Below are 21020 nucleotides of genomic sequence, written 5' to 3'. Positions count from 1 at the left end.
TATTTTGGGGGACAAGAAACCCGCCGTGCGCGACGGCTGTCGGCGCACGGCGGGTTCTCGTCAGCTCAGCGGCTCGAGCGAGCGGAGCCCTCCGTTCGACGACGACGGCGCAGCAGACCCGCGCCGAGCGCCATCAGCAGCAGAGCCGCGGCCCCGGTGAGAGCGGCCCCCTGGACATCGCCGCCCGTGGCGCCGAGACGGTTCGCGTCTGCCGAGCCGGCCGGGCTCGCGCTCGGCGAGATCGACGCGCCGCCGCCCGTCCCCGCGCCCGTGCCCTGGTCGCCGCCGCCGGTGTTCCCGCCGCCCGTGTTCCCGCCGCCGGTGTTGCCGCCACCGGTGTTGCCGCCACCGTTGTCGGGCGCTGCGGTGACTGTGATCGAGAACGTCGTGGACGACTCGGTGAACGACGTCGGATCGGCCGGGGTGAAGACCGCGCGGTACGTGTGCACGCCCACACCCGTCGGTGTCACGGTGACCTGTGCCGAGCCGTCCACGAGCGCGACCGGGGTGGGCCCGGCGGCACGCGCGGCGCTGCCCCCGTCCTCCGACACGGTGACGGTGCCCTCCGCCTCGGGGGTGACGGTGACGGTGACCGAGACCGGCGTTCCGTCGGGCACGCTGGTCTGCGCGGGGACCGCCGTCAGGGTCGTCGTCTGCGGCTGCGGGGCGACGCCGTCGCTCGCGATGGCGAACAGCCGCAGCCGGTTCCCGTCGCCGTCGGCCGGCAGCGTGACGCTCACGATCGTCCGACCCGACGGGGCGGTGTAGGGCGCAGTCGCGTAGACGTACGAACCCTGCACGCCCGTCGGACCCGAGTGCCGCAGGTCCTGGTGCGCCACGATCGAGTTGCCGTACACGGGCTGACCGTTCGGTGAGGGGATCACCCAGTCGCCCAGCGCCAGCGGCACCTGCACGGTGTCACCGTTGTCCAGCGTCACCTTCGCCTGCACCTGGGCGCCGCCGTCGCGAGCGGCTCCGACGAACGAGATCGTCGTGGGGCTGTTCGGCACCGTGATCGTCTGCCCGGTGGGACGGACGGTGTCGGGCGTGCCGGCGGGGCTGCCGGGCCACGTCGCGTGCAGGCTGCCCACGGCGAACTCCGCACCGGGGGTCAGCCCCGCCTTGGCGAGCTCTTCACGCGCGTAGCTGTTGCCGGCGTTGTCGAAGTTCGCGCCTCCGCGGGTGTCCTGCGTCGATGTGCCGATGAGGTTCGCCGCGCGGGCGAACCCTCCCTCGGCGGCGACCTGGACGGTCACGGTCTGGGTGCGCACCACCGTGCCCGCCGTCGCGGTGAGGGTCACGGGGTAGAAGCCGTCGGGCACGTTCTTGCCGACCGCCAGGGAGAGCGCGCCCGTGAGAGAGCCGTTCGCCGCCGGGGTGAGCGGCGAGGCGGTCGCGGTCACGCCGTTCTGCGACGAGGCCACCGCGACATCGACCGAGGTGATCGACGGGTCGAAGGCGCGCGCGAACAGGTGCACGGAACCCGAGGTGCCCGGTGCGAGCGGGACGAGCGACGTTGCCGGCGCCACCGCGAAGCCGGTGCCGCCCTCGCCGAACGCGGGCGGTGCGGCCGCGGGAGCGGTCGCCCAGGCGGTGTCGGGCTGCGTGCTGAGCGTGAGTTGCACCGTGCCACCGTCGCGGGCGAGCGATTCGGGCAGGGCGGTGCTCTCGAGGGGCGCGCCGTCGACCGCCAGTCCGGAGATGTAGCGCGCGCCGGAGCCGGCTCCGGGGGCATCGATCCGCAGCGACTTGCCGTCGCCCAGCGACATCCGGACATGATCGAATGTCGGCGTGTTCAGCGTCAGCACCGATGTTCCGGGGGTCGCCGGAACAAGGCCCAGCGTCGCCCAGACGTACCACGACGACATCGCGCCCAGGTCGTCGTTGCCGGGAGCCCCATCCGGTCCCGGCGAAAAGAGCTCGTGGCGGATCCGATCGACGAGTGCCTGCGTCTTCCACGGCTGGCCGAGGTAGTTGTAGATCCACGGCACGAGGAAGTTCGGCTCGTTGCCCGCCCACAGATAGGGCACTTTGGTGCCGGAGTTCAACGTCTTCGATGTGAATGCATCGAGCCGCTGAGCGGCGGCGTCGCGTCCGCCGAGAGCAGAGGCGAGACCGGTGATGTTCTGGGGCACCATCCAGAGGTACTGCTCGGCGTTGCCCTCATCGAAACCGGCTTCGCCGAAGCCCGAGCCCTGCTCCGCCACGCTGAGGAAGGATCCGTCCGCTGCGCGCGGGGCGATTGCGTTCTGCGCGGGGTCGAAGAGGTTCTGCCAGTAGTTCGAGCGCTGCTGGAAGCGGCTCGCGATGTCGGAGTCGCCGAGCGAGGCGGCGAGGCGGCTCACGGTGAAGTCGTCCACCGACCATTCGAGGCTGACCGACGCGCCGACGATCTGGTGGTCTCCGCGGAAGGCTTCGACCTGGGGCGCGTACTGGCGCTCGTTGTAGATCGCAGCGCCCGGGCGCTGCACGTAACCGCGCAGCCCCGTTCCGCCGTTGTCCGCCGCGTTGACCATGTAGCCCAATGCGGCCTCAGCGTCGAAGTCCGTGCCGCCGAAGGCGTGGATCTGACCGATGAGGGCAGTGACGCTGTCGCCGGTCATCTGGCCGGTGGCGGAGTTGGCGACCGGCCATCGGGGCAGAGAGCCGGACTGGTCGGCGTCGAGGACGAGGGACTGCGCCATGTCGGAGGCGACGTCGGGGAAGAGCATCGTCTGCAGCGGGATGAGCGTGCGGTAGGTGTCCCAGTCGGAGAAGTTCGCGTACTGATGACGGCCGGATGCCACCTGATGGATCTGCCCGTCGAACCCGATGTAGCGTCCGTCGGCGTCGTCGAAGAGGTTGGGGTGGAGGAGTGATCGGTACAGCCCCGTGTAGAACCCGCGCAGATCCTGGTCGGTGCCCCCGGCGACCTGCACACGGGAGAGGGCGTCACTCCATCGGTCGTACGCGCGGGTCCGGGTGCCGTCGAAGTCGAAGCCCGGGGCTTCGGCCGCCATGTTGGATGCTGCCCCGTCCACTGACACGTAAGAGACGGCCATCTTCGCCTGCAGCACAGTGCCGGGCGCGAAGGTGAAGTACGCTCCTGCGCTCGCCGACGATACGGAGTCCGATCCGGCGGAGACGCCGCGGTCATCCCACGTGCCGTGAGCGGTGAAGTCGTGATCGAAACTCAGTTGGAAGTAGATCCGGTAGGTGTTCCCCTTGCCGCAGAAGTTCCCGGTCGTCGCCGAGCCCTGTACGGTGCGCGAGTCGATCACCTTCAGATCCGCCGCGCTGTTGCCGGCGAGGGATCCGCCGGGACGGATCATGAACTGCGCCGGAGTGCCGGTCGGATAGGTGATGCGCGCGAGTCCCACGCGGTCGCTCGCGGTCAGTTCGTTGACGATGTTCGACTCGTCGAAGCGCACCGAGTAGTACCCGGGCCGGCCGACCTCACCGTCGTGCGTGTACCGCTGGGTCGCGTTCTTCGGGTTCGACCCGATGTCTCCCGTCGACGGAAGGATCGGGATGTCGCCGAACACGTTGCAGCCCGCGGAGGCGTGGTTCATGCTGAACCCGGTCATCCGGTCGTTGTGGTACTGGTAGCCGGCGTAGGTCGACGTGGTGTCGGGGGAGAACTGGACCATTCCGAAGGGGACGGTCGCTCCCGGGAAGTTGTTGATCGAGCCGACGACGTCGCCGCCGATGCCCGTGCCGTCGAGCGTGTTGACGTGCGAGGCCGGGTCGGTCACCCAGTCGGGCTCTGCCGCGGCGGCCGACGTCGCGCTCGCCAGCACTCCGCTCACGCAGAGTGCGGCGGCGAGCATGCCGGCTGTCAGACGTCTGGTCCTGTTGACGGGGGGTTCGGGGCGGGATGCCCGGGGGTGGGGTGTCATGTGCTGTTCCTTGTCCTGCGGTGTGGTGAGAGTCATTCGGAGAGGCGGCGACGGCGGCGGGCGATGACGCCGGCGCCGACGGCGATCGCGCCGGCTCCGAGCGGCAGTAGAGCCCAGGCGAGGATGCCCCCGGTGCGGGCCAGGCCCGTGCCGGAGACCGCGGCGCTCGCGCTCGGCGCGGGGGAGGCGCCGCCGGTGCTTCCCCCGCCGGTGTTCCCACCGGTGCTCCCGCCGCCGTTGTCGCCGCCACCGGTGTTTCCGCCGTTGTCGCCGCCACCGGTGTTGCCGCCGTCGGAGGGATCCACGGCTTTCACGATGACGTCGGAGCCGAGGGCGGACGGCGCGAACCTCGTCGCGTCGGACGGGACGAAGGCGACCCGGTAGTGCGCCGCCGTCGTCGTCGCGGTGACCTGGAACGTTCCGACGCCGTCGGCGACGGGGACGCGCGCGATCTCCGTGTCGGTGGCCGAGGCGACGCGCAGCGTGGATGTGTCGGCGGTGTCCGCTCCGTCGGCACGGGTGAGGACGAGCTCTCCGACCGCGTCGGCGGGGGTCGTGCGCACCGTGATCGTGACCGCGGCGCCCGGCGTCGGCGCGGACGGAGCGACCTCCGCCGTCAGCGTCGGGGCAACCGGATTGGGCACGTCGAAAGCGACCGTGAACACGTGCATCTTGGGTGCGGTCGGAAGGGTGATCGACGCGAGCGTCTTGCCGTCGGTAACGTCGATCGGCGCCGTCGCGTACAGCCCGCACCCGATGTTCTGCGGGTTGTTCGTGCGATCACCGCGCTGGCCGCCCTTGGCGACGATGACGTTGCCCTGTGCGGGGTTCGGCGTGCACCAGTCGCTGAGGATCGCGGATGCCTGGGAGGTGGTGCCGTCGGTGAACGTCATCGTGAGCGTGCCACCCGAATCGCCGTTGTTCGCCGCGCCGACGAGGCTCAGCGAGCGGGCCTGTCGGTAGGCGTCGGGGACGGTCAGGGTCTGGCCGTTGGCGCGCACGTTGTCGGGTGAGCCCGGGGCCGTCGCCGGTGCGGCGAAGGTGAGTGTCGTGTTCGCCACGACGCCCGCGGCGCCCTGCGTGTAGCCCTGCTGCGCCAGAGCGTCACGCAGCAGGTAGTAGCCGCCGCCGTCGAAGTCGGCGTTGCCGGCACGTGCGTCGCCGATGCCCGTGTTGTCGAACGTCGATGTCAGCCACGTCGAGTCGGCGATCACGACGCTCGTGGTCACCTCGACGGAGGCGCCCGAGGCATCCGCGACCTGGACCGCGACGGGGTAGGTCCCCGCGACGACGCCCGGCTTCACCGACAGCTGCACGGGGATGCGCTGCGAGACCGGCAGTCCGCCCGAGTCGATCCGCCACTGGACCGATCCGGCACTGGAGGTCACCACGTCCGATCCGGTCACGGAGATCGTGCCCTCCGCGGCGTCTGCGGCGCGAGCGATGATGTCGATCGAGAGAGTCGTGCTGCCGCCGGCGGTGGCGGCGACGTGGGCCGGCGTCGCCCGCGCCTGCAGCGTCGGGGCGACGGCGCCCGGCGTCACGAGGGCCGCCGGTGCGGCGTCGGCGCCGGTCGCCCACGACGACGGCGAGGTGCCGAGACCGAAGGTGATCGTGCCGGCCTTCGTCAGCTCGGCGCCGGTGAGGTGGCTGCGGTCGATGCGTCCGGCGGTGTTCTCGGCCGTCACGGATTGCACATAGCGGTTGGCATCCGTCAGTCCCGGCGCCCGCACGTGCAGGGCATCCGTGCCGTACCAGCTCTGGTCGAGGGCGATGTCGACGCTCGAGAATGCGGGGGTCGACAGGCCCCACACGTCGCTGCCCGGGACGATCGGATACATGCCCATCGCCGACAGCACGTACCAGGCCGACATCGTGCCGAGGTCGTCGTTGCCGGTGACGCCGGTCGGGCCGTCGGTGAACAGCGTCAGCGCGGCGCGGACGACATCGGTCGTCTTCCACGGCTGCCCGACCCACTGGTAGATGTACGGCGAGTGGAGGTCGGGTTCGTTGTTCGGGTTGTACGTGCGCTGACCGTAGTAGGAGTATGTGCCGTTGACCCACACGTTGTGCGCGGTGCCCGAGGGGTCGGCGACGGCGCGGTCGTAGGCGAAGAAGTCGTCCAGGCGCTGACGGGTCTTGTCGGTGCCGCCGAGCAGGGCGATGAGTCCGGGCACATCCTGCGGTGCGAGCCACTGGTACTGCAGTGCGGTGCCCTCGTGGAAGCCCACCGTCTGCGCGGGATCGGAGTCGCCGACGAAGAAGCCGGAGCGGTCGCGCGGGCGGAAGTTGCCCGTCGTCGGATCGAAGACGGCGCGGTAGTTCTCACCGCGCTGGGCGTATCGCGCGGCGTCGTCGGTGTGCCCGAGCCCTGCGGCCATCGTCGACAGGAGGGCGTCCGAGAGTGCGTACTCGAGGGTTGCGGACCCACCGTGGTGCAGGTCGTAGTCGCCCGGCTGCCCGTTCTCGTCGGGTTGGTTCGGCACGTAGCCGTAGGCGAGGTACTCCGGGTTTCCCGCGCGGCCGTTGGCCACTGAGGATGCCGGCGGGATGTTGTCGGCGTTGTTGCGGAGGACCTGGTAGGCATCCTCCTCATACCCGCGCAGCAGTCCCTGGCTCCACGCGCTGACGAGGAAGGCCGTTCCCGGGTCGCCGGTCATGACATTCGTCTCGACGGGACCGTAGCCCCAGCGCGGCAGCCAGCCGAACTGCTGTCCCTGCTTCACGAGCGAGATCGCCATGTCGCGCGACTCGTGCGGGGCGAGAAGGGCGAGCAGCTGCTGCTGCGTGCGGTAGGTGTCCCACAGCGAGTAGTTCTGGTAGTAGGTGAAGCCGTCGGCCGTGTGGATATTGCCGTCCCAGCCGCGGTAACGTCCATCGACGTCGGTGCCGGTGTTCGGGGCGAGGAAGGTGCGGTACAGCGCCGAATAGAAGATGCGCGCGCGGTTCTCGTCGGTGGTGGGAACGCGCACCGAGCCGAGACGCTGCTCCCACGCGACATCCGCGGCGGAGCGAGCGGTGTCGAAGCTGGTCGCTTCGGCCGAGGCGTTGGCGGCAGCCCCGTCAGCGTCGACGTAGCTGAGCGAGGTGACGGCTTCGACGTCGCGGTCGGCGGTGGTGTCGAAGGTCACGTAGGCGCCGGTGCGCTCGCCGTCGGCGGCAGCGGCGCCGGCGGACACGCTGTCGCCGTTCCACGTGCCGAACGCGGCGATGTCGCGGTCGAAGGTCGTCCGCGTGTACACGGTGAACGGCTGGGTGTCCTGGCAGAACCCGCGCGAGGTGATGGCGGTCTCCACGGTGCGCGCGTCGATCACGTGCACCGACGAGGCCGTCACGCGGTTGAGCGCCTGGCCGGGGTTCAGCAGCACCGTCGCCTGCGAGGTGGCGGGGAACGTGTAGCGCTGCACGGCGGTGTGGGCGGTGGCGCTGAGCTCGGCACGGACCGCTCCGGCCGGGGCCTGCAGGTCGACGCGGTAGTAGCCCGGCGCGGCCTGTTCGGTGTCGTGGCTGTACGACAGCGCGTAGTCCTCGTAGCGGGTGCTCGAGGGGATGCCGGTGGTCGGGAGGACCGGGAAGAGTCCGCCCAGTCCGCATCCGACGCCGGAGAGGTGCACGAGGGAGAACCCGCGGATGCGCGAGTTGTCGTAGTTGTAGCCGGTGTTGTGACCGTTGTCGGGCGAGAACTGCACCATCCCGAACGGCATGCTCGCGCCCGGGTAGGTGTTGCCGTCGTCCTTGGAACCGATGAAGGGGTTCACGAGGGATGTGAGCGAATCGGGTGCGTCCGCTGCTGCGGCAGGGGATGCCGGTGCGGCGGAGAGCGTCAGGGCGACGAGTGCGGCGGCGAGCGTCGCGGCCACAGTCGCGGCGGGACGCCGGGTTCTCGCGTCGGGAGGGGAGAAGGACACAGGACACCTCTTCGTGCGTATGTAGTGGTTCGGATCGTCGGCGACGACGACACGTGAGATCGACGATGACAGACTATGACAGCGCTGTCAACCCTCGACGGTCACCGGGAAGGCGACGTCGCGGAAGGGGGTGCGAGGCCTGGGTCGCCTCGCACCCCCGTGGGGAGCCGGGGTCAGCTCTCCCGACCGGACGCCGCGTTCGCCGCGCGGTGCCCGCGTCGGCGGCGCACCACCGTCAGTGCGACTCCGCAGGCGAGCAGGACGATCGCGGCGACGATCAGTCCGATCGGGATGGTCCCTCCCGTGCTTCCGAGCGGGCCGGTGCCGGCGTGGTTGCCGGAATCCGCCGCCGTCACCGTCAGCGCGGCGCTCGACTGGGGCGAGGTCGCGGCGACGGCCACCACGGTGTGCGTGCCCGTCGGCGCGCTTCGCGGGATGGTCACGGATGCCCGAACGGTGCCCTGTGCGTCGGCCACGGCGGAGCCCAGCACGATCGGGTCGGAGTGCAGCTCGAACCGCACCCGCTCGCCGGCCGTGAGCCCGACCACGGTCACCGTCACGGAACCGCCCTGCACCACCGATGCACTCGAGAGCGTCAGCTGAGGTGCCCCCGTCGTCGGTGCCGCAGCGACCGCCACGGTCAGGGTCTCGGACTGCGACCCGGTGAACAGCGTCGGGTCATCCGGTGTGAACACCGCGACGTAGGCGTGCTCGCCGGCGGTCGTGGGGACCACCTCGGCGTGGGCGACCCCTCCCGACACACTCGCCGACCCGACGACCGCGTCGCCCTCGCGGAAGACGACCTGCCCGGCGGCGGCCGCCGGCGACAGCGTTGCCGTGAGGGTGAGCGGCGCGCCCACCACCGCATCCGGCCCCGGGGCCAGGGTCACCGTGGTGGCCTGGGCCACCGGCGCGGCTGCGACGATCACCCGTCCCGATGCCTCGGCGCGCGAGGTCTTGCCCACCGCCGTGATCGGGTAGGTGCCGTCGACGGCATCGCCCGGGATCGTCAGCGACGCGCTGAACGCGCCGTTGCCGTCCGTCGTGACCTCGACGGGGGTCGCCCCGCCGAGCGCCAGGTCGACCTTCTCCGTCGGCGCGAAGCCCGTGCCCGTCAGGGCGACGGTGGCGCCGGGGCGCACCGTTCCCGTCGGGATCGTCAGAGAGGGGGTGTAGACGGGGGGTGCGGCCACGGCGATCGAGGCCGTCGCGGTCGCCGATCGGACACCGTCGGTGGCCGTGACCGCGACACGGTACGTGCCGGCAGCCGCATACGTGTGGCCGCCCTTCACCGTGCCGCCATCGATCGTCACCCGGTCGACCGGCGAGCCGTCGCCCCAGTTCACGACGGCCTTCGTCGCGGTCGCCGATCCGCCCGTGACCGTGGCGAGCGCGGCCTCGAACGCGGTGCCGGGCACCTGGTCGGCGACGGCTGCCTCGGTCACGCGCAGCGGGGTGAGCTGCGAGCGGTCTCCGTCCGAGGCGATCGCGAAGATGTGCGCACGACCCTTCTCGCGCAGCGTGCCCGGCTCCTGCGGGAGGGTGAGCGAGACCACGGTCTTGGGCGTGCCGGAGGCATCCTTCTGCAGGGCCACCGGTGCGGTCGCGAAGATGCCCGCGTTCTTGACGCTGCCCTCCGCCTGCGTACCGACGAGGCGCCCGGCCGAGACGGCCACCACGCTGTTCCCGTAGGCCGGTGAGCCGGATGCCCCCACCCAGTCGCCGAAGCCGATGGGCAGCGTCTGGGTCGACCCGTCGCTGAAGGTGAGGGTCGCCGAGATCTCGCGCCCGCTCTCGGTGGCCGCGCCGATCACGGAGATCTGACGCGCCCCCGTCCCGAGGTCGAGGTGGAAGGTCTGGCCCTCACCCGTCACGTTGTCCGGCGCGCCGGCTGCCACGGTCGGAAGCTCGTACGTGAGTGTCGAACCGGGGACGGTGAGCGTCGTGTTCTGCGCGAAGCCCGAGGCGGCCAGCTTGGCGCGGTCGTATCCGCTGCCCTGCCCGTCGCAGTTCGCGGCCGTGAGGTTCAGATCGCCGATGCACAGCGCGTTGAGCGCTCCGGTGAAGGAGTCGTCCAGCGTCGCCTCGACACGTGCCTGAGCGCTGGCGACGGCACCCGTCGAGTCGCGCACCGAGATCACCGCCGTGTAGACGCCCGGGTCGGCGAACGTGTGCGGAGCGGTCACCGAGTAGCCGCCCAGACCGTTGTCCGCGAGGGCCGCGGTTTCGGCCGGTGTGCCGTCGCCGTAGTCGACGCTCACGCGGTAGCCCGCGTCCGAGGTCTCCTGACCGACGATCGTGGCGAGGGTGCCGGTGAACGAGGTGCCGACGCGAACCGACTGGTCGGGGCGTGCCGTGACCGACAGGCCCGAGGTGCCGGCCGCCGTCGCGAACAGCTCGATCTCGTCGAGGGCGAGCGCGACACCGGCGGCGGAATGCACCTGCAGCCGGTACTGCGTGAACGCTCCCGTCGCAGACGCGGCGAACGGCCTCGTCTGGTTGCCCCACGCGAACGACTGGCCGGTGCGGCTGTCGAGCTCGCTCCAGGTCGTGCCGTCGGTCGACCCGGACAGAGTCCACGAGACGGGCTGATTCTGCGTCGTGGTCGAGGTGAGCGTGTAGCTGCCCACGCTGACCGGACCGCTGGCCGAGGTCCACGTGAGGTCGGCCGATCCCGAGGGGAAGGTCACCGACGAACGCATGTTGTCATCCGTCAGGGCGCCGACCGGCGTGCCGTCCGCCGCGGTCAGCGAGCCGAAGCCCGCCTTCGTCGCATCGACCAGGGTGGTCGGCGTCGACACGGGTGCGGTGAGGTCCTTCGCGCCCCACGTGCTGGGCTCCGAGCTCATCGTGAACGCGAGGGATCCGCCGCCGCGCAGTGCGCTGCCGTCGAAGGTGGTCGTGTCGATCGATGCCCCGTTGAGGGTGACGCCGGCGACGTACTTCTTGCCGGACGACGCCCCGGGGGCGGTGACGGTGAGGCGCTTGTCGCCGAGGTGCACGGTCGCGCTGTCGAACAGCGGGGTGCCGATCGTGTAGTCGCCCGAGCCGACCTGCAGGGGGTAGAGACCGAGGGCCGAGAACACGTACCACGCGCTCATCTCGCCGTTGTCCTCGTCGCCGGGGTAGCCCTGGCCGATGTCGGAGCCGATGAACATGCGGTTCTCGATGTCACGGATGAGGTCTTGCGCCGCCGACGGGTCGCCGGCTTCAGCGAGCACGTAGGGGATGTGGTGCGCGACCTGGTTCGAGAAGCCCAGCATGCCCAGGCGCACGTCGCGCGCCTCGCGCGCCTCGTGGATGCCGGAGTGGTCGGCCTTCTCGCGCTCGGTCAGGAACTGGTGCAGGTTGTCGACGAGGCCTTCGCGCCCGCCGTACAGCGAGGCGAGTCCGGCGATGTCCTGCGGTGCGTGGTAACCGAAGGTCCAGGCGCTGGCTTCGGTGAACGCGCCGCCCCAGGCCTTCTTGTCGAAGTCTGCTCCGACCGGCCACGAGCCATCGGCGTTGCGGGCCGTGAACGTTCCTGCGGACGGGTTGAACATCTCGACGAAGTGCTCCGACCTCGCCGAGAAGTACGCCTGCTGCTCGCGAAGGTCCGCGCGGCGCTCTTCGGGGGTGTTCGGGTCGACGGCGAGTTTTCCGGCCATCGTCGCGATGCCGTAGTCGTTGATGAAACCCTCCAGACCCCACGACGCGCTCTCGTGCGTCGTCTCGGGGGTGAACCCGAGGAAGATCGAGGTGTCGAGACCCTTCCGGCCGACCGCGTTGGAGTCCGGGAGGACGGTGGCATTCTTCACGGCGGCGTCGAAGGCCTCGAGGGCCAGCGGCGTGTCGATCGCGCCGGCGGCGTAGGCCTCGGCGAACGAGACGTCCGAGCTGGTTCCGGTCATGAGGTCTGCGTAGCCGGGGGAGGACCAGCGGGCGATCCAGCCGCCGTTGCGGTACTGCTCGACGAACCCGTTCACGAGTTCCTCGGTCTGGGCCGGGTACAGCAGCGAGTACAGCGGCCACGCCGTGCGGTAGGTGTCCCAGAATCCGTTGTTGACGTAGATCTTGCCGTCCTTGACCTGCGCGTTCGTCGTGGTCGCGGTTGCATCGCCCTGTGTCGGCAGGGTCGGGCTGGCGTACCGGTAGGCGGGGGATGCCGCGGTGCCGGTGTTCTCGAACTGCGAGTTCGGGTAGAGGTTCAGGCGGTACAGGCTCGAGTACAGCGTCTCCAGCTGCGGATCGCTCGCGCCCTGCACATCGGTGATCACCGAGAGGCGGTCGTTCCAGGCATCCTTCACCGCGGTGCGTGCCTGGTCGAAGCCCACGCCCTCGAGCTCGAGGGCGAAGTTGTGTGCGGCCTGGTCCTGCGAGATGAACGACGACGCGATGCGCAGCTCGACCGTCTTCTCGGACGACGTGTCGAAGGCCGCGTAGCGGGCCGAGTCGTTGCGGTTGCCCTGCGTCGTCGCACCGAAAGCGCGCGGGCTCCGGTCGAACTCGCCGTACACGAACATCCGCGTACGGCCCGGGTAGCCCGATCCGCCGTCGACCCAGCCCGAGACGACCGAGCCGTTGACGCTGAGGGCGGAGGAGGACACCAGCTGGTCGATGAGCACCGACGACGAGTCGCCCGTGAACGAGAAGCGGTAGACCGCGCCGTGGTCCGTGGGGGTGACGGCCGTGGTGGTGCCGTTGTCGAACGTGACCTGGTAGAGGTCGGGTCGTGCGATCTCGTTGGCGTGCGAGAAGGTCAGACGCCGTCCGTTGAGGTCGGAGCTGGGGTTGTCTCCCACAGCGGGCATCACGGCGAGCTGGTTGCGGTCGCCCATCCAGATGCTCGGCTGGTGCGAGAAGCCGATGCCGTTCAGCGACGGACGGTTCAGCGCGTCGTTGGAGCGCTGGTAGTGGTAGAGCGTTCCCACGTTGTCGGCGTTGGTCATCGGGGTGATGAAGTTGAAGCCGTTGGGCCAGGCCGCGGCCGGCAGGTTGTTGCCGCGCGAGAAGCCACCGGTGGAGTTCGTGCCGCGGCGGGTGTCGACGTACGACACGAGCCCGTCGGAGGCGTCACGAGCGGCGGCCGGGGCGACGGAGATGTCGTCGATCCAGCCGTTCACGACAGTGCCGGCACCGGGCTCGGCGATGCGCTGGTCGCCCGTGCCGGGGTTGTCGTAGACGAAGCGCACGCTGTCGACGGTCTTGCCGGTGAACGCCGACAGATCGATCGTGACCGAGTTCCACTGGTTCGGCCACAGGGTGTTCGAGGTGCCCTGGGCGCTCGCCGAGACGCCGTACCCGTAGACGTTCGTCGCGTCGGTCGCGGAGAGCACCGTCCCGTCCGAGAAGGTCAGATCGACCGCGGCGAACGTGGCGGCGTAGGACTGGCCCGCGTCGAGCACGGGGAAGATCTTGTAGGCCAGCTGCGTGCCGGCGGCGACCCGCACGTTGACGCCCGAGAACAGGGTCGAGGTCGACTGGGCGGCACCGGCGTCGAGGTGCCGGCCGGTGTAGTGGAGCGCAGCCACACCGGTGAAGCCGACGCCGGTCTTGGCGGTGTCGGAGTCGGTCGGGCCGGCGCCGATGGCGAGTGCGAGCGGGGATGCCGTCGCGGGGGCGTCGGGGTCGAGCAGATCCCAGTCGGCGAGCTGGATGATGTTGCCCGATCCGTTGTTGGCGGTGACGTCCAGCCGGAAGAAGGAGTACGGCGCGGTCGCCGCGTCGAGGCTGTAGGTGTTCGTCGTCTGCCGTCCGCTGAAGGCGACGCCCGTGCGCGTGTCGAGGGTCGTCCAGTTCTGGCCGTCGGTGGATCCGAGCAGGCGGAAGTCCTTGGGGTCGCGGCCCGGCTCGTCGTTGGCGGAGGTCAGCGTGTACGTGCGGATGGATGCCGCGCTGCTGAGCTGGTACTGCGCCCACGCCTTCGTCTGGAACGTCAGCCACTTCGTGGCCGCGTTCCCGTCGGCCAGACGCGCCGCGAGCTCGTTCTGCGGGTTCTCGCCGCTGGCGGTCACCGCGGTCACGAGCGGCAGGACGCTGCCGGGGGCGAACGCGTCGCCCGTGACGTTCACCGCGTCCCCGACCGGAGCCGGTGCGGGCGCCGCGTCACCGGGTTCGAACGAAGTGCGGAACGACGTCGCCGCGGGAGGCGTTGCCGGCCGGAAGATCTGCCAGTCGGCCAGCTGCAGGCCGTCGGCGCCGTGGTTCGCGGTGATGGAGAGGCGGACGTGCGTGAACGCGGTCGAGGGCGCGTCGAGAGCGAACGTGCTGCGCTCGCCGCGGCCGCCGAGCGAGACATCCGACCGGCTGTCGATCGTCGTCCACGTGCTGCCGTCGACGGAGCCCTGCACCTGGAAGTCGCGGGGGTCGCGGTCGGATGAGTCGTTGGCCGCCGTCAGGGAGTAGGACGTCACCGACGCCGCCTCGCCGAGGTCGTACTGCAGCCATCCGGGGTTCTGGGCGGACGGCCGGAACTGCGACAGCCACTTGGTGCCCGCGTCGCCGTCGAGAGCGTTCTGCGGGCCCTCGCCGGACGGGTTCGGCCCGCTGCCGGTCACCGTGGTCACCGCGTCACGGAGGTTCACATCGTCGGACGCGGCGGACGCCGCGGCCGGCACGGCGAGGGCGAGCACGGTCGTGGCGATCGCGAGGACCGACACTGCGAGACGGCCCCGGCGGCGCGGGGCCCTTCGGTGCAGGTCGGGTGAGGACAGCTGTGTCATCGATGCTCCTGGAGCGTGCGGGGCACGGGGCGTGCCGCGGATGTGGCAGGGGACGGTTCTGCGACAGGTACGCTGTGTCGAGCTGTAGACAGCGCTGTCATAAACCTTCGGCGACCCTAGCACGCACATCGCCTGATCTGGAAGCATCGGATTCGCACATGAAATACACCCCAGGAGGATCGATGAATCCGAGCGAGTCCCGCGCGCGGGTGACCCTCGCCGACGTCGCCCGGCGCGCCGAGGTGAGCCTCAAGACCGCCTCGCGTGCGCTCAACGCGGAGCCCTACGTCACCGAGCACACGCGGCAGCGTGTGCTCGAGGCGGCGGCGGAACTGGGGTACGAGCGCAACGCCGCAGCGACCCTGCTCGCCAGCGGACAGCGCTCCGACACGGTCGGACTCATCACCGGCGATCTGTCGAACCCGTTCTACACCGTCCTCGCCGTCGGCATCGAAGGTGCGCTGCGCGAGAGCGGGATGCGTCTGTCGGTCGCCAGCTCGGCCGAGTCGCCGGAGCAGGAATGGTCGCTCGCGTCGGCGTTCGCCTCGGCCCAGGCTCGGGCGATCATCGTCGCGTCATCCCTGCGAGACCACACCCCGTACGCGGCCTTGATCTCACGAGGCATCCCCGTCGTGTTCGTGGACCGGCCGGCCGTCGGCATCGAGGCCGATTCGGTCGTCTTCGGCGACGTCGACGGCGGACGAGCCGCCGCAGAGCATCTGCTCGCCCGCGGGCATCGCCGGATCGCATTCCTCGGAGACTACGACTGGCTGCCGACCTCGCGCGGGCGCCTGGAGGGCATCACCGAACGCCTGCGCACCGATTCCGAGGCCGCGGGGGGCGCGGGCGACGGCGGCGCGTCATCGCTCGTCGTGCGGATGGGTGTGCACGGCCCCGATGACGCGGCGGCCTGCACCGCCGAACTGCTCGCCCTGGATGAGCCGCCGACGGCGATCGTGGCGGGGAACAATCGCATCACTCTCGGCGTCGCCGCGCAGTCGCGCCGCCTCGATCCCGGCCGCCGGCCCGCGCTGCTCGGCTTCGACGATTTCGAATGGTCCGACGTCGTCGGCATCAGCGTCGTCGCCGGCGATGCCGCGCATATGGGGGAGGTGGCGGCGCGACGCGCGCTGGCGCGGATGGGTGACCGCGAGGAGCGCCCGACGCAGACGACGCTGCCGATGCGCCTGATCGAGCGCGGGTCGGGGGAGCGCCTCGCGGCCGATCCGGCCTGACGGCGCCGCGGATGCCTCGAGCGGGCGAGGCCCGCTGTGTCGCCGGCGCCGGGGTTCCGGCGCCGCCCGGGTCAGCGCCAGCCGAGGTCGCGGTTCAGCGGCTCGCGCAGTCCGCGAGCCGAGATCTGCCACGCCGAGGGGCGCGGCTCGGGCTCCGCGAGCGCTTCTGCGGCCTCGCGAAGGTACGCCTCGCGCACGACCGAGACGACGGCTGCGAGCTCTTCCGGCGTCGGGTCGCCGCGGAGCACCTCGGCGCTCACCGTGCGCGCGGCATCCTCACTCGACGGCGCGTCGGGAGTGTCGGCCAGCGTGCTCACAGCGGGATGTTCCCGTGCTTCTTCGCGGGCAGGCTGGCGCGCTTGCCGCGCAGCGAGCGCAGCGCCTTCGCAACGGCGACGCGGGTCTGCGCGGGCTCGATGATGCCGTCGAGCTCGCCGCGCTCGGCCGCGAGGAACGGGGATGCCACGTTGTACGTGTACTCGTTCGCCAGGCGCTGGCGGACGGCGGCGACGTCCTCACCGGCCTCGGCCGCTTTCTTGATCTCGCCGCGGTAGAGGATGTTCACGGCGCCCTGACCGCCCATGACGGCGATCTCGGCGGTCGGCCAGGCGAGGTTGATGTCGGCGCCGAGCTGCTTGGAGCCCATGACGATGTACGCGCCGCCGTAGGCCTTGCGGAGGATGACGGTCACCAGCGGCACGGTCGCCTCGGCGTAGGCGTAGAGCAGCTTCGCGCCGCGGCGGATGACGCCCGTCCATTCCTGGTCGGTGCCGGGCAGGTAGCCGGGGACGTCGACGAGGGTGAGGATCGGGATCGAGAACGCGTCGCAGAAGCGGACGAATCGGCTGGCCTTCTCGCCGGCTTCGATGTTCAAGGTGCCGGCCATCTGCGACGGCTGGTTCGCGATGATGCCGACCGTGCGGCCCTCGACGCGGCCGAGGCCGATCACGATGTTCGGCGCGAACAGCGGCTGCACCTCGAGGAACTCGCCGCCGTCGACGATGTGCTCGATCACCTGGTGGATGTCGTAGGGCTGGTTCGGGGAATCGGGGATGACGGCGTTGAGCACGCGATCGGCATCCGTCGTCTCCCACTCGAACGTGCCCTCGTAGACCGGGAGCTCGGCGAGGTTGTTGTCGGGCAGGTATCCGACCATCGTGCGGACGTAGTCGATCGCGTCGTCCTCGTCGTCGGCGAGGTAATGCGCGACGCCCGAGCGGGTGTTGTGCGTGTAGGCGCCGCCGAGCTCTTCCATGCCGACGTCTTCGCCGGTGACCGTCTTGATGACGTCGGGGCCGGTGACGAACATCTGGCTCGTCTTGTCGACCATGACGACGAAGTCGGTGAGGGCGGGCGAGTAGACCGCGCCGCCCGCGGCGGGGCCCATGATGATCGAGATCTGCGGGATGACGCCCGAGGCGGCGGTGTTCAGGCGGAAGATCTCGCCGTACTTGCCGAGCGCGACGACGCCCTCCTGAATACGCGCGCCACCCGAGTCGAGGATGCCGATGATCGGGCAGCCGGCGCGGAGGGCGAACTCCATGACCTTGATGATCTTGTCGCCGGCGACCTCGCCGAGCGATCCGCCGAACGTCGTGAAGTCTTGAGCGTAGACGGCCACGGTGCGGCCGTGGATCGTGCCGACGCCTGTGACGACCGAATCGCCGTAGGGGCGCGAGCGATCCATGCCGAAGGCGGACGTGCGGTGGCGCACGTACTCGTCGAGCTCGACGAACGAGCCCGGATCGACGAGCATCTCGATGCGCTCGCGCGCTGTCAGCTTGCCCTTGGCGTGCTGCTTCTCGCGCGCGACGACCTCGGCGTCGACGACCGCCTCCTGGAAGCGTGCGCGGAGGTCGGCGATCTTCCCCGCCGTCGTGGACAGGTCGGGCTGCTCTTGCTGATCTGGCTGCTCTGGCACGCATTCCACCCTAGCGAGCGGTCCGCGCCCACGGTTGGGGGAGTGTCACAACGGCTTCGGCGTTTCGCTGTGCGCTCCCGCCACGGATGGGCGCGTTGGCGTAGGGAGCTTCGCGGTGTGGGGTCGGGTATGGGGTCTCGGGGTCTCGGGGTGCGGGGCCGGTGCGGGGTGCGGGGCCGTTGCCGGTGGCATCCGGCCACGGCGATGGGTGCGAGCTTCGCCCCCGGTGCCCGTTCCGGGTCGTGTGTGGTCGCCTCCGCGCGGGTCGACGGGGGATGCCTGGTGGTTGGGGGTCGTGTGTGGTCGCCTCGGGGCAGATCGGTGGGGGATGCCTGGTGGTTGGGGGTCGTGTGTGGTCGCCTTCGCTCCGGTCGATGGGGGATGCCTGTTGGTTTCGGGTCGTGTGTGGTCGCCTCGGGGCTGGACGCTGGGGGATGCCTGATGGTTTCGGGTCGTGTGTGGTCGCCTCGGGGCGGGCGTGGCGGCCAGTGGCGACCCCGAACCTCGGGGCAGGCGACAAATGGGGGCCCCGAACCCCGGGGCAGGCATGGTGCAAGTGACAAGTGGGGGCCCCGAACCCCGGGGCGGGCCCGGGGCAGGCGACCAGTGAGGGCCCCGAACGGGGCCGGCGCCAGCAGACGAGACCTGGCCCGAACCCCGACCTGGACGCCGGCCCCCGAAGCCCACGGGCTCTCGCCTAGGGTGGGGCTATGCCGATCCCCGCCGAGGGCTACCCGCTCGCCGCCGCTGTCACGCCGCGTCTGCAGGTGGTCGAGACCGTCGATTCCACGAATGCGAAGCTGCTGCACGATGCGGCAACGGATGCCGCGGGGCATCCGCATCTGTCCGTGTTGCTGACCCGCGACCAGCGGGCGGGGCGCGGGCGTCTCGATCGGGTGTGGACGGCGCCGCCGGGAACGGCGCTCGCGGTCTCGGTGCTGCTGCGGGTCGGCGCGATCGCCGTCGCCGACCGCGGCTGGATCCCGCTGGTCGCCGGATCTGCGCTGCGCCAGGCGATCGCCGCGCAGCTGCCGGATGCCCGTGTGTCGCTGAAGTGGCCGAACGACGTGCTCGTCGGATCGGGCGAGAAGGCCCGCAAGATCAGCGGCATCCTGACCGAAGTGCTGCCCGCCGACCCGATGGTCGTGGTGGTCGGCGCCGGCGTGAACACGACGATGCCGACGGTCGACCTGCCCGTGCCGACGGCGACGTCGTTCGCCGATCAGGACGCCACGGTGGATGAGGACCGCCTCGTGGCGGATTACCTCACGGGGCTGCGCGATGGCATCGCCGATCTGGCGGTCGGCGGTCACACCGCCGTCGCCGACCGGGTCGCCGCGCACTGCAGCACGATCGGCACGGATGTCTCGGTGTCGCTCCCCGGCGATGGCGCCACGCTGCAGGGGCGCGCCGTGCGCCTCGATGCCGAGGGTCGTCTCGTCGTGGCCGCGGACGGTGTCGAGACCGTCGTCGGTGCGGGCGACGTCGTCCACGTGCGCTGACGCGCGGGCGTCTTTCCGGGGTTCGGGCCGGTCTGCGGCCACAATAGAGGGGTGACCCCGCCGAACACCTACGCTGGACGCCCGCTCACGCCGGCGCCCGGTGTGGAGCCGCGTGAGCTGCGGATCGTGCGCGTCAGAGCGCACGCTCGCCGCATGTTCTGGCCGGCGATCGTGCTCATCGCCGTCGCCGGCGCCGCGGGGTACTACGCGGGCAACCTTCCCGATGCGATCGAGGACTGGCTGCCCGTATGGACGCAGCCGTGGATCGTCTGGGCCGCAGCGGCTGTGATCGTCGTGCTGTTCGTGGTCGTGCCCTATTGGCGGTGGATGGCGCGCACCTACACCGTCACCACGCGTCGCGTCATCGCCCAGTGGGGCCTGTTCGGGCGCTCGCGCGTCGAGGTGAGCCACGCTCGCGGGTACACGATCGGTGAGCGCCGCGGCCCGATCCAGAGGATGTGGGGCACCGGCACGCTCACCCTGTCGAACGGGGTGGATGCGCCGTTGCGCCTGGTCGACATCCCCTCGGTGCGATTGATGCACGAGGCCCTCGCCGATCAGGTCGAGGTGAGTCAGATCCTCGCGCACCGCGACTCGCACGCCGTGCCGACGATTCCCGGTCCCCCGCCGCCGCTTCCGACCAACCTCTGACCCGCACGTCCCCACGGCGGGCGCCGCGTACACGCACCACCACCTGGGATGATGGAGCCATGGCACTGACTCTCGGAATCGTGGGCGGCGGACAGCTGGCACGGATGATGATCGCCCCCTCGGTGGAACTCGGCGTCGAGGTGCGGGTACTCGCGGAAGAGCCCGGGATGTCGGCGGCGATCGCCGCGACCGCGGTGGGCGACTACCGCGACCTCGAGACGGTGCGTGCGTTCGCCCGAGACGTCGACGTCGTGACGTTCGACCACGAGCACGTTCCGCAGGACGTGCTCCGCGCCCTCGTGGCCGAAGGCATCGCCGTGCACCCGGGGCCCGACGCCCTCCAGTTCGCCCAGGACAAGCTGCGCATGCGCGCGCGACTGGCAGAGCTCGGCATTCCCCAGCCGGTATGGGCCGAGGTGACGGATGCCGCACAGCTGCAGGCCTTCCTCGCCGAGAACGGCGGTCGCGCGGTCGTCAAGACGCCCCGCGGCGGGTACGACGGAAAGGGCGTGCGCGTCGTGTCGTCGCCCGACGAGGTGTCGGATTGGTTCGCCGACGGGGCACTTCTCGCGGAGGAGCTCGTCGACTTCTCGCGTGAGCTCGCGCAGCAGATCGCGCGTCGCCCCTCGGGGGAGTCGGCCGTGTACCCCGTCGTCGAGACGGTGCAGCGCGGCGGCGTGTGCGCCGAGGTCGTGGCACCCGCGCCCCACGGCGCGCCGCGCCTGGCCGAGGTCGCAGCCGACATCGGGCTCGCGATCGCCGAGGGGCTCGGGGTCACCGGCATGCTGGCCGTCGAGCTGTTCGAGACGACCGATGAGCGGCTGCTGGTCAACGAGCTCGCGATGCGCCCCCACAACAGCGGGCACTGGGGTCAGGACGGTGCCGTCACGGGGCAGTTCGAGCAGCATGTGCGCGCCGTGCTCGACCTTCCCCTCGGCGACCCGACGCCGCGCCAGCCCTGGGCGGTCATGGTGAACATCCTCGGCGGCCCGGTCGCGGATTCGCTCGAGAGCCGTCTGCCCGGCGCGCTCGCTGCGCATCCGGCGGCGAAGATCCACACGTACGGCAAGGCTCCGCGCCCGGGGCGCAAGGTCGGGCACGTCAACGCCGTCGGCACCGACCTCGAGGTCGTGGTCTACGAGGCGCGCGCGGCGGCGGCGTTCTTCGCCGACTGACCGCCCGGATGCGCGGTGACGCGCGCACCCGAGGTGCCGGAGCTGCCGT

General features: G+C 70.8%; 9 protein-coding genes. 4 read left to right on the top strand and 5 right to left on the bottom strand.

What is annotated here, in order from left to right; all coding sequences use genetic code 11:
- Positions 1-65: 65 nt before the first annotated feature.
- The 3 genes from JOE64_RS11200 to JOE64_RS11190 all read right to left on the bottom strand — a co-directional run bounded on the left by JOE64_RS11200 (position 66) and on the right by JOE64_RS11190 (position 14487).
- A complete protein-coding gene (locus JOE64_RS11200; protein WP_204964326.1) occupies positions 66-3878 on the bottom strand; it encodes a GH92 family glycosyl hydrolase in 3813 nt (1270 codons plus the stop codon).
- Between the two features lie 32 nt (positions 3879-3910).
- Complete coding sequence (locus JOE64_RS11195) at positions 3911-7786, bottom strand: GH92 family glycosyl hydrolase (protein ID WP_204964325.1); 3876 nt, start codon at positions 7784-7786, stop codon at positions 3911-3913.
- 173 nt (positions 7787-7959) lie between these two features.
- Complete coding sequence (locus JOE64_RS11190; protein WP_204964324.1) at positions 7960-14487, bottom strand: GH92 family glycosyl hydrolase; 6528 nt, start codon at positions 14485-14487, stop codon at positions 7960-7962.
- 182 nt (positions 14488-14669) lie between these two features.
- Between JOE64_RS11190 and JOE64_RS11185 the strand changes: the two genes are divergently transcribed.
- Complete coding sequence (locus JOE64_RS11185) at positions 14670-15722, top strand: LacI family DNA-binding transcriptional regulator (RefSeq protein WP_204964323.1); 1053 nt, start codon at positions 14670-14672, stop codon at positions 15720-15722.
- Between the two features lie 71 nt (positions 15723-15793).
- On the opposite strand, the gene JOE64_RS11180 is transcribed toward JOE64_RS11185, so the two are convergent.
- Positions 15794-16039 carry an acyl-CoA carboxylase subunit epsilon gene (locus JOE64_RS11180; RefSeq protein ID WP_271202471.1) on the bottom strand — a complete coding sequence of 82 codons (246 nt, stop codon included), beginning with the start codon at positions 16037-16039 and terminating at the stop codon, positions 15794-15796.
- Positions 16036-17643, bottom strand: coding sequence for an acyl-CoA carboxylase subunit beta (locus tag JOE64_RS11175; RefSeq protein WP_204964322.1), 1608 nt, complete (start codon positions 17641-17643; stop codon positions 16036-16038). Before JOE64_RS11175 ends, JOE64_RS11180 begins: the two co-directional genes overlap by 4 nt.
- A gap of 710 nt (positions 17644-18353) precedes the next feature.
- Between JOE64_RS11175 and JOE64_RS11170 the strand changes: the two genes are divergently transcribed.
- Genes JOE64_RS11170 through JOE64_RS11160 form a run of 3 tightly spaced genes read left to right on the top strand, consistent with a single transcriptional unit; the run spans position 18354 to position 20971 of the window.
- Positions 18354-19145, top strand: coding sequence for a biotin--[acetyl-CoA-carboxylase] ligase (locus JOE64_RS11170; protein WP_204964321.1), 792 nt, complete (start codon positions 18354-18356; stop codon positions 19143-19145).
- A gap of 51 nt (positions 19146-19196) precedes the next feature.
- On the top strand, positions 19197-19796 hold the full coding sequence (locus JOE64_RS11165) for a PH domain-containing protein (protein ID WP_204964320.1): 600 nt from the start codon (positions 19197-19199) through the stop codon (positions 19794-19796).
- Positions 19797-19855: 59 nt separating this feature from the next.
- Positions 19856-20971 (top strand): 5-(carboxyamino)imidazole ribonucleotide synthase, encoded by a 1116-nt coding sequence (locus JOE64_RS11160; RefSeq protein WP_204964319.1) that lies wholly within the window; start codon positions 19856-19858, stop codon positions 20969-20971.
- The last annotated feature ends 49 nt before the right edge of the window (positions 20972-21020 follow it).

The organism is Microbacterium dextranolyticum (genome assembly GCF_016907295.1).
Classification (GTDB): Bacteria; Actinomycetota; Actinomycetes; order Actinomycetales; family Microbacteriaceae; genus Microbacterium; species Microbacterium dextranolyticum.
The sequence above is the reverse complement of the archived record's forward strand: the minus strand, read 5'-3'. Positions and strand labels throughout refer to the sequence as shown.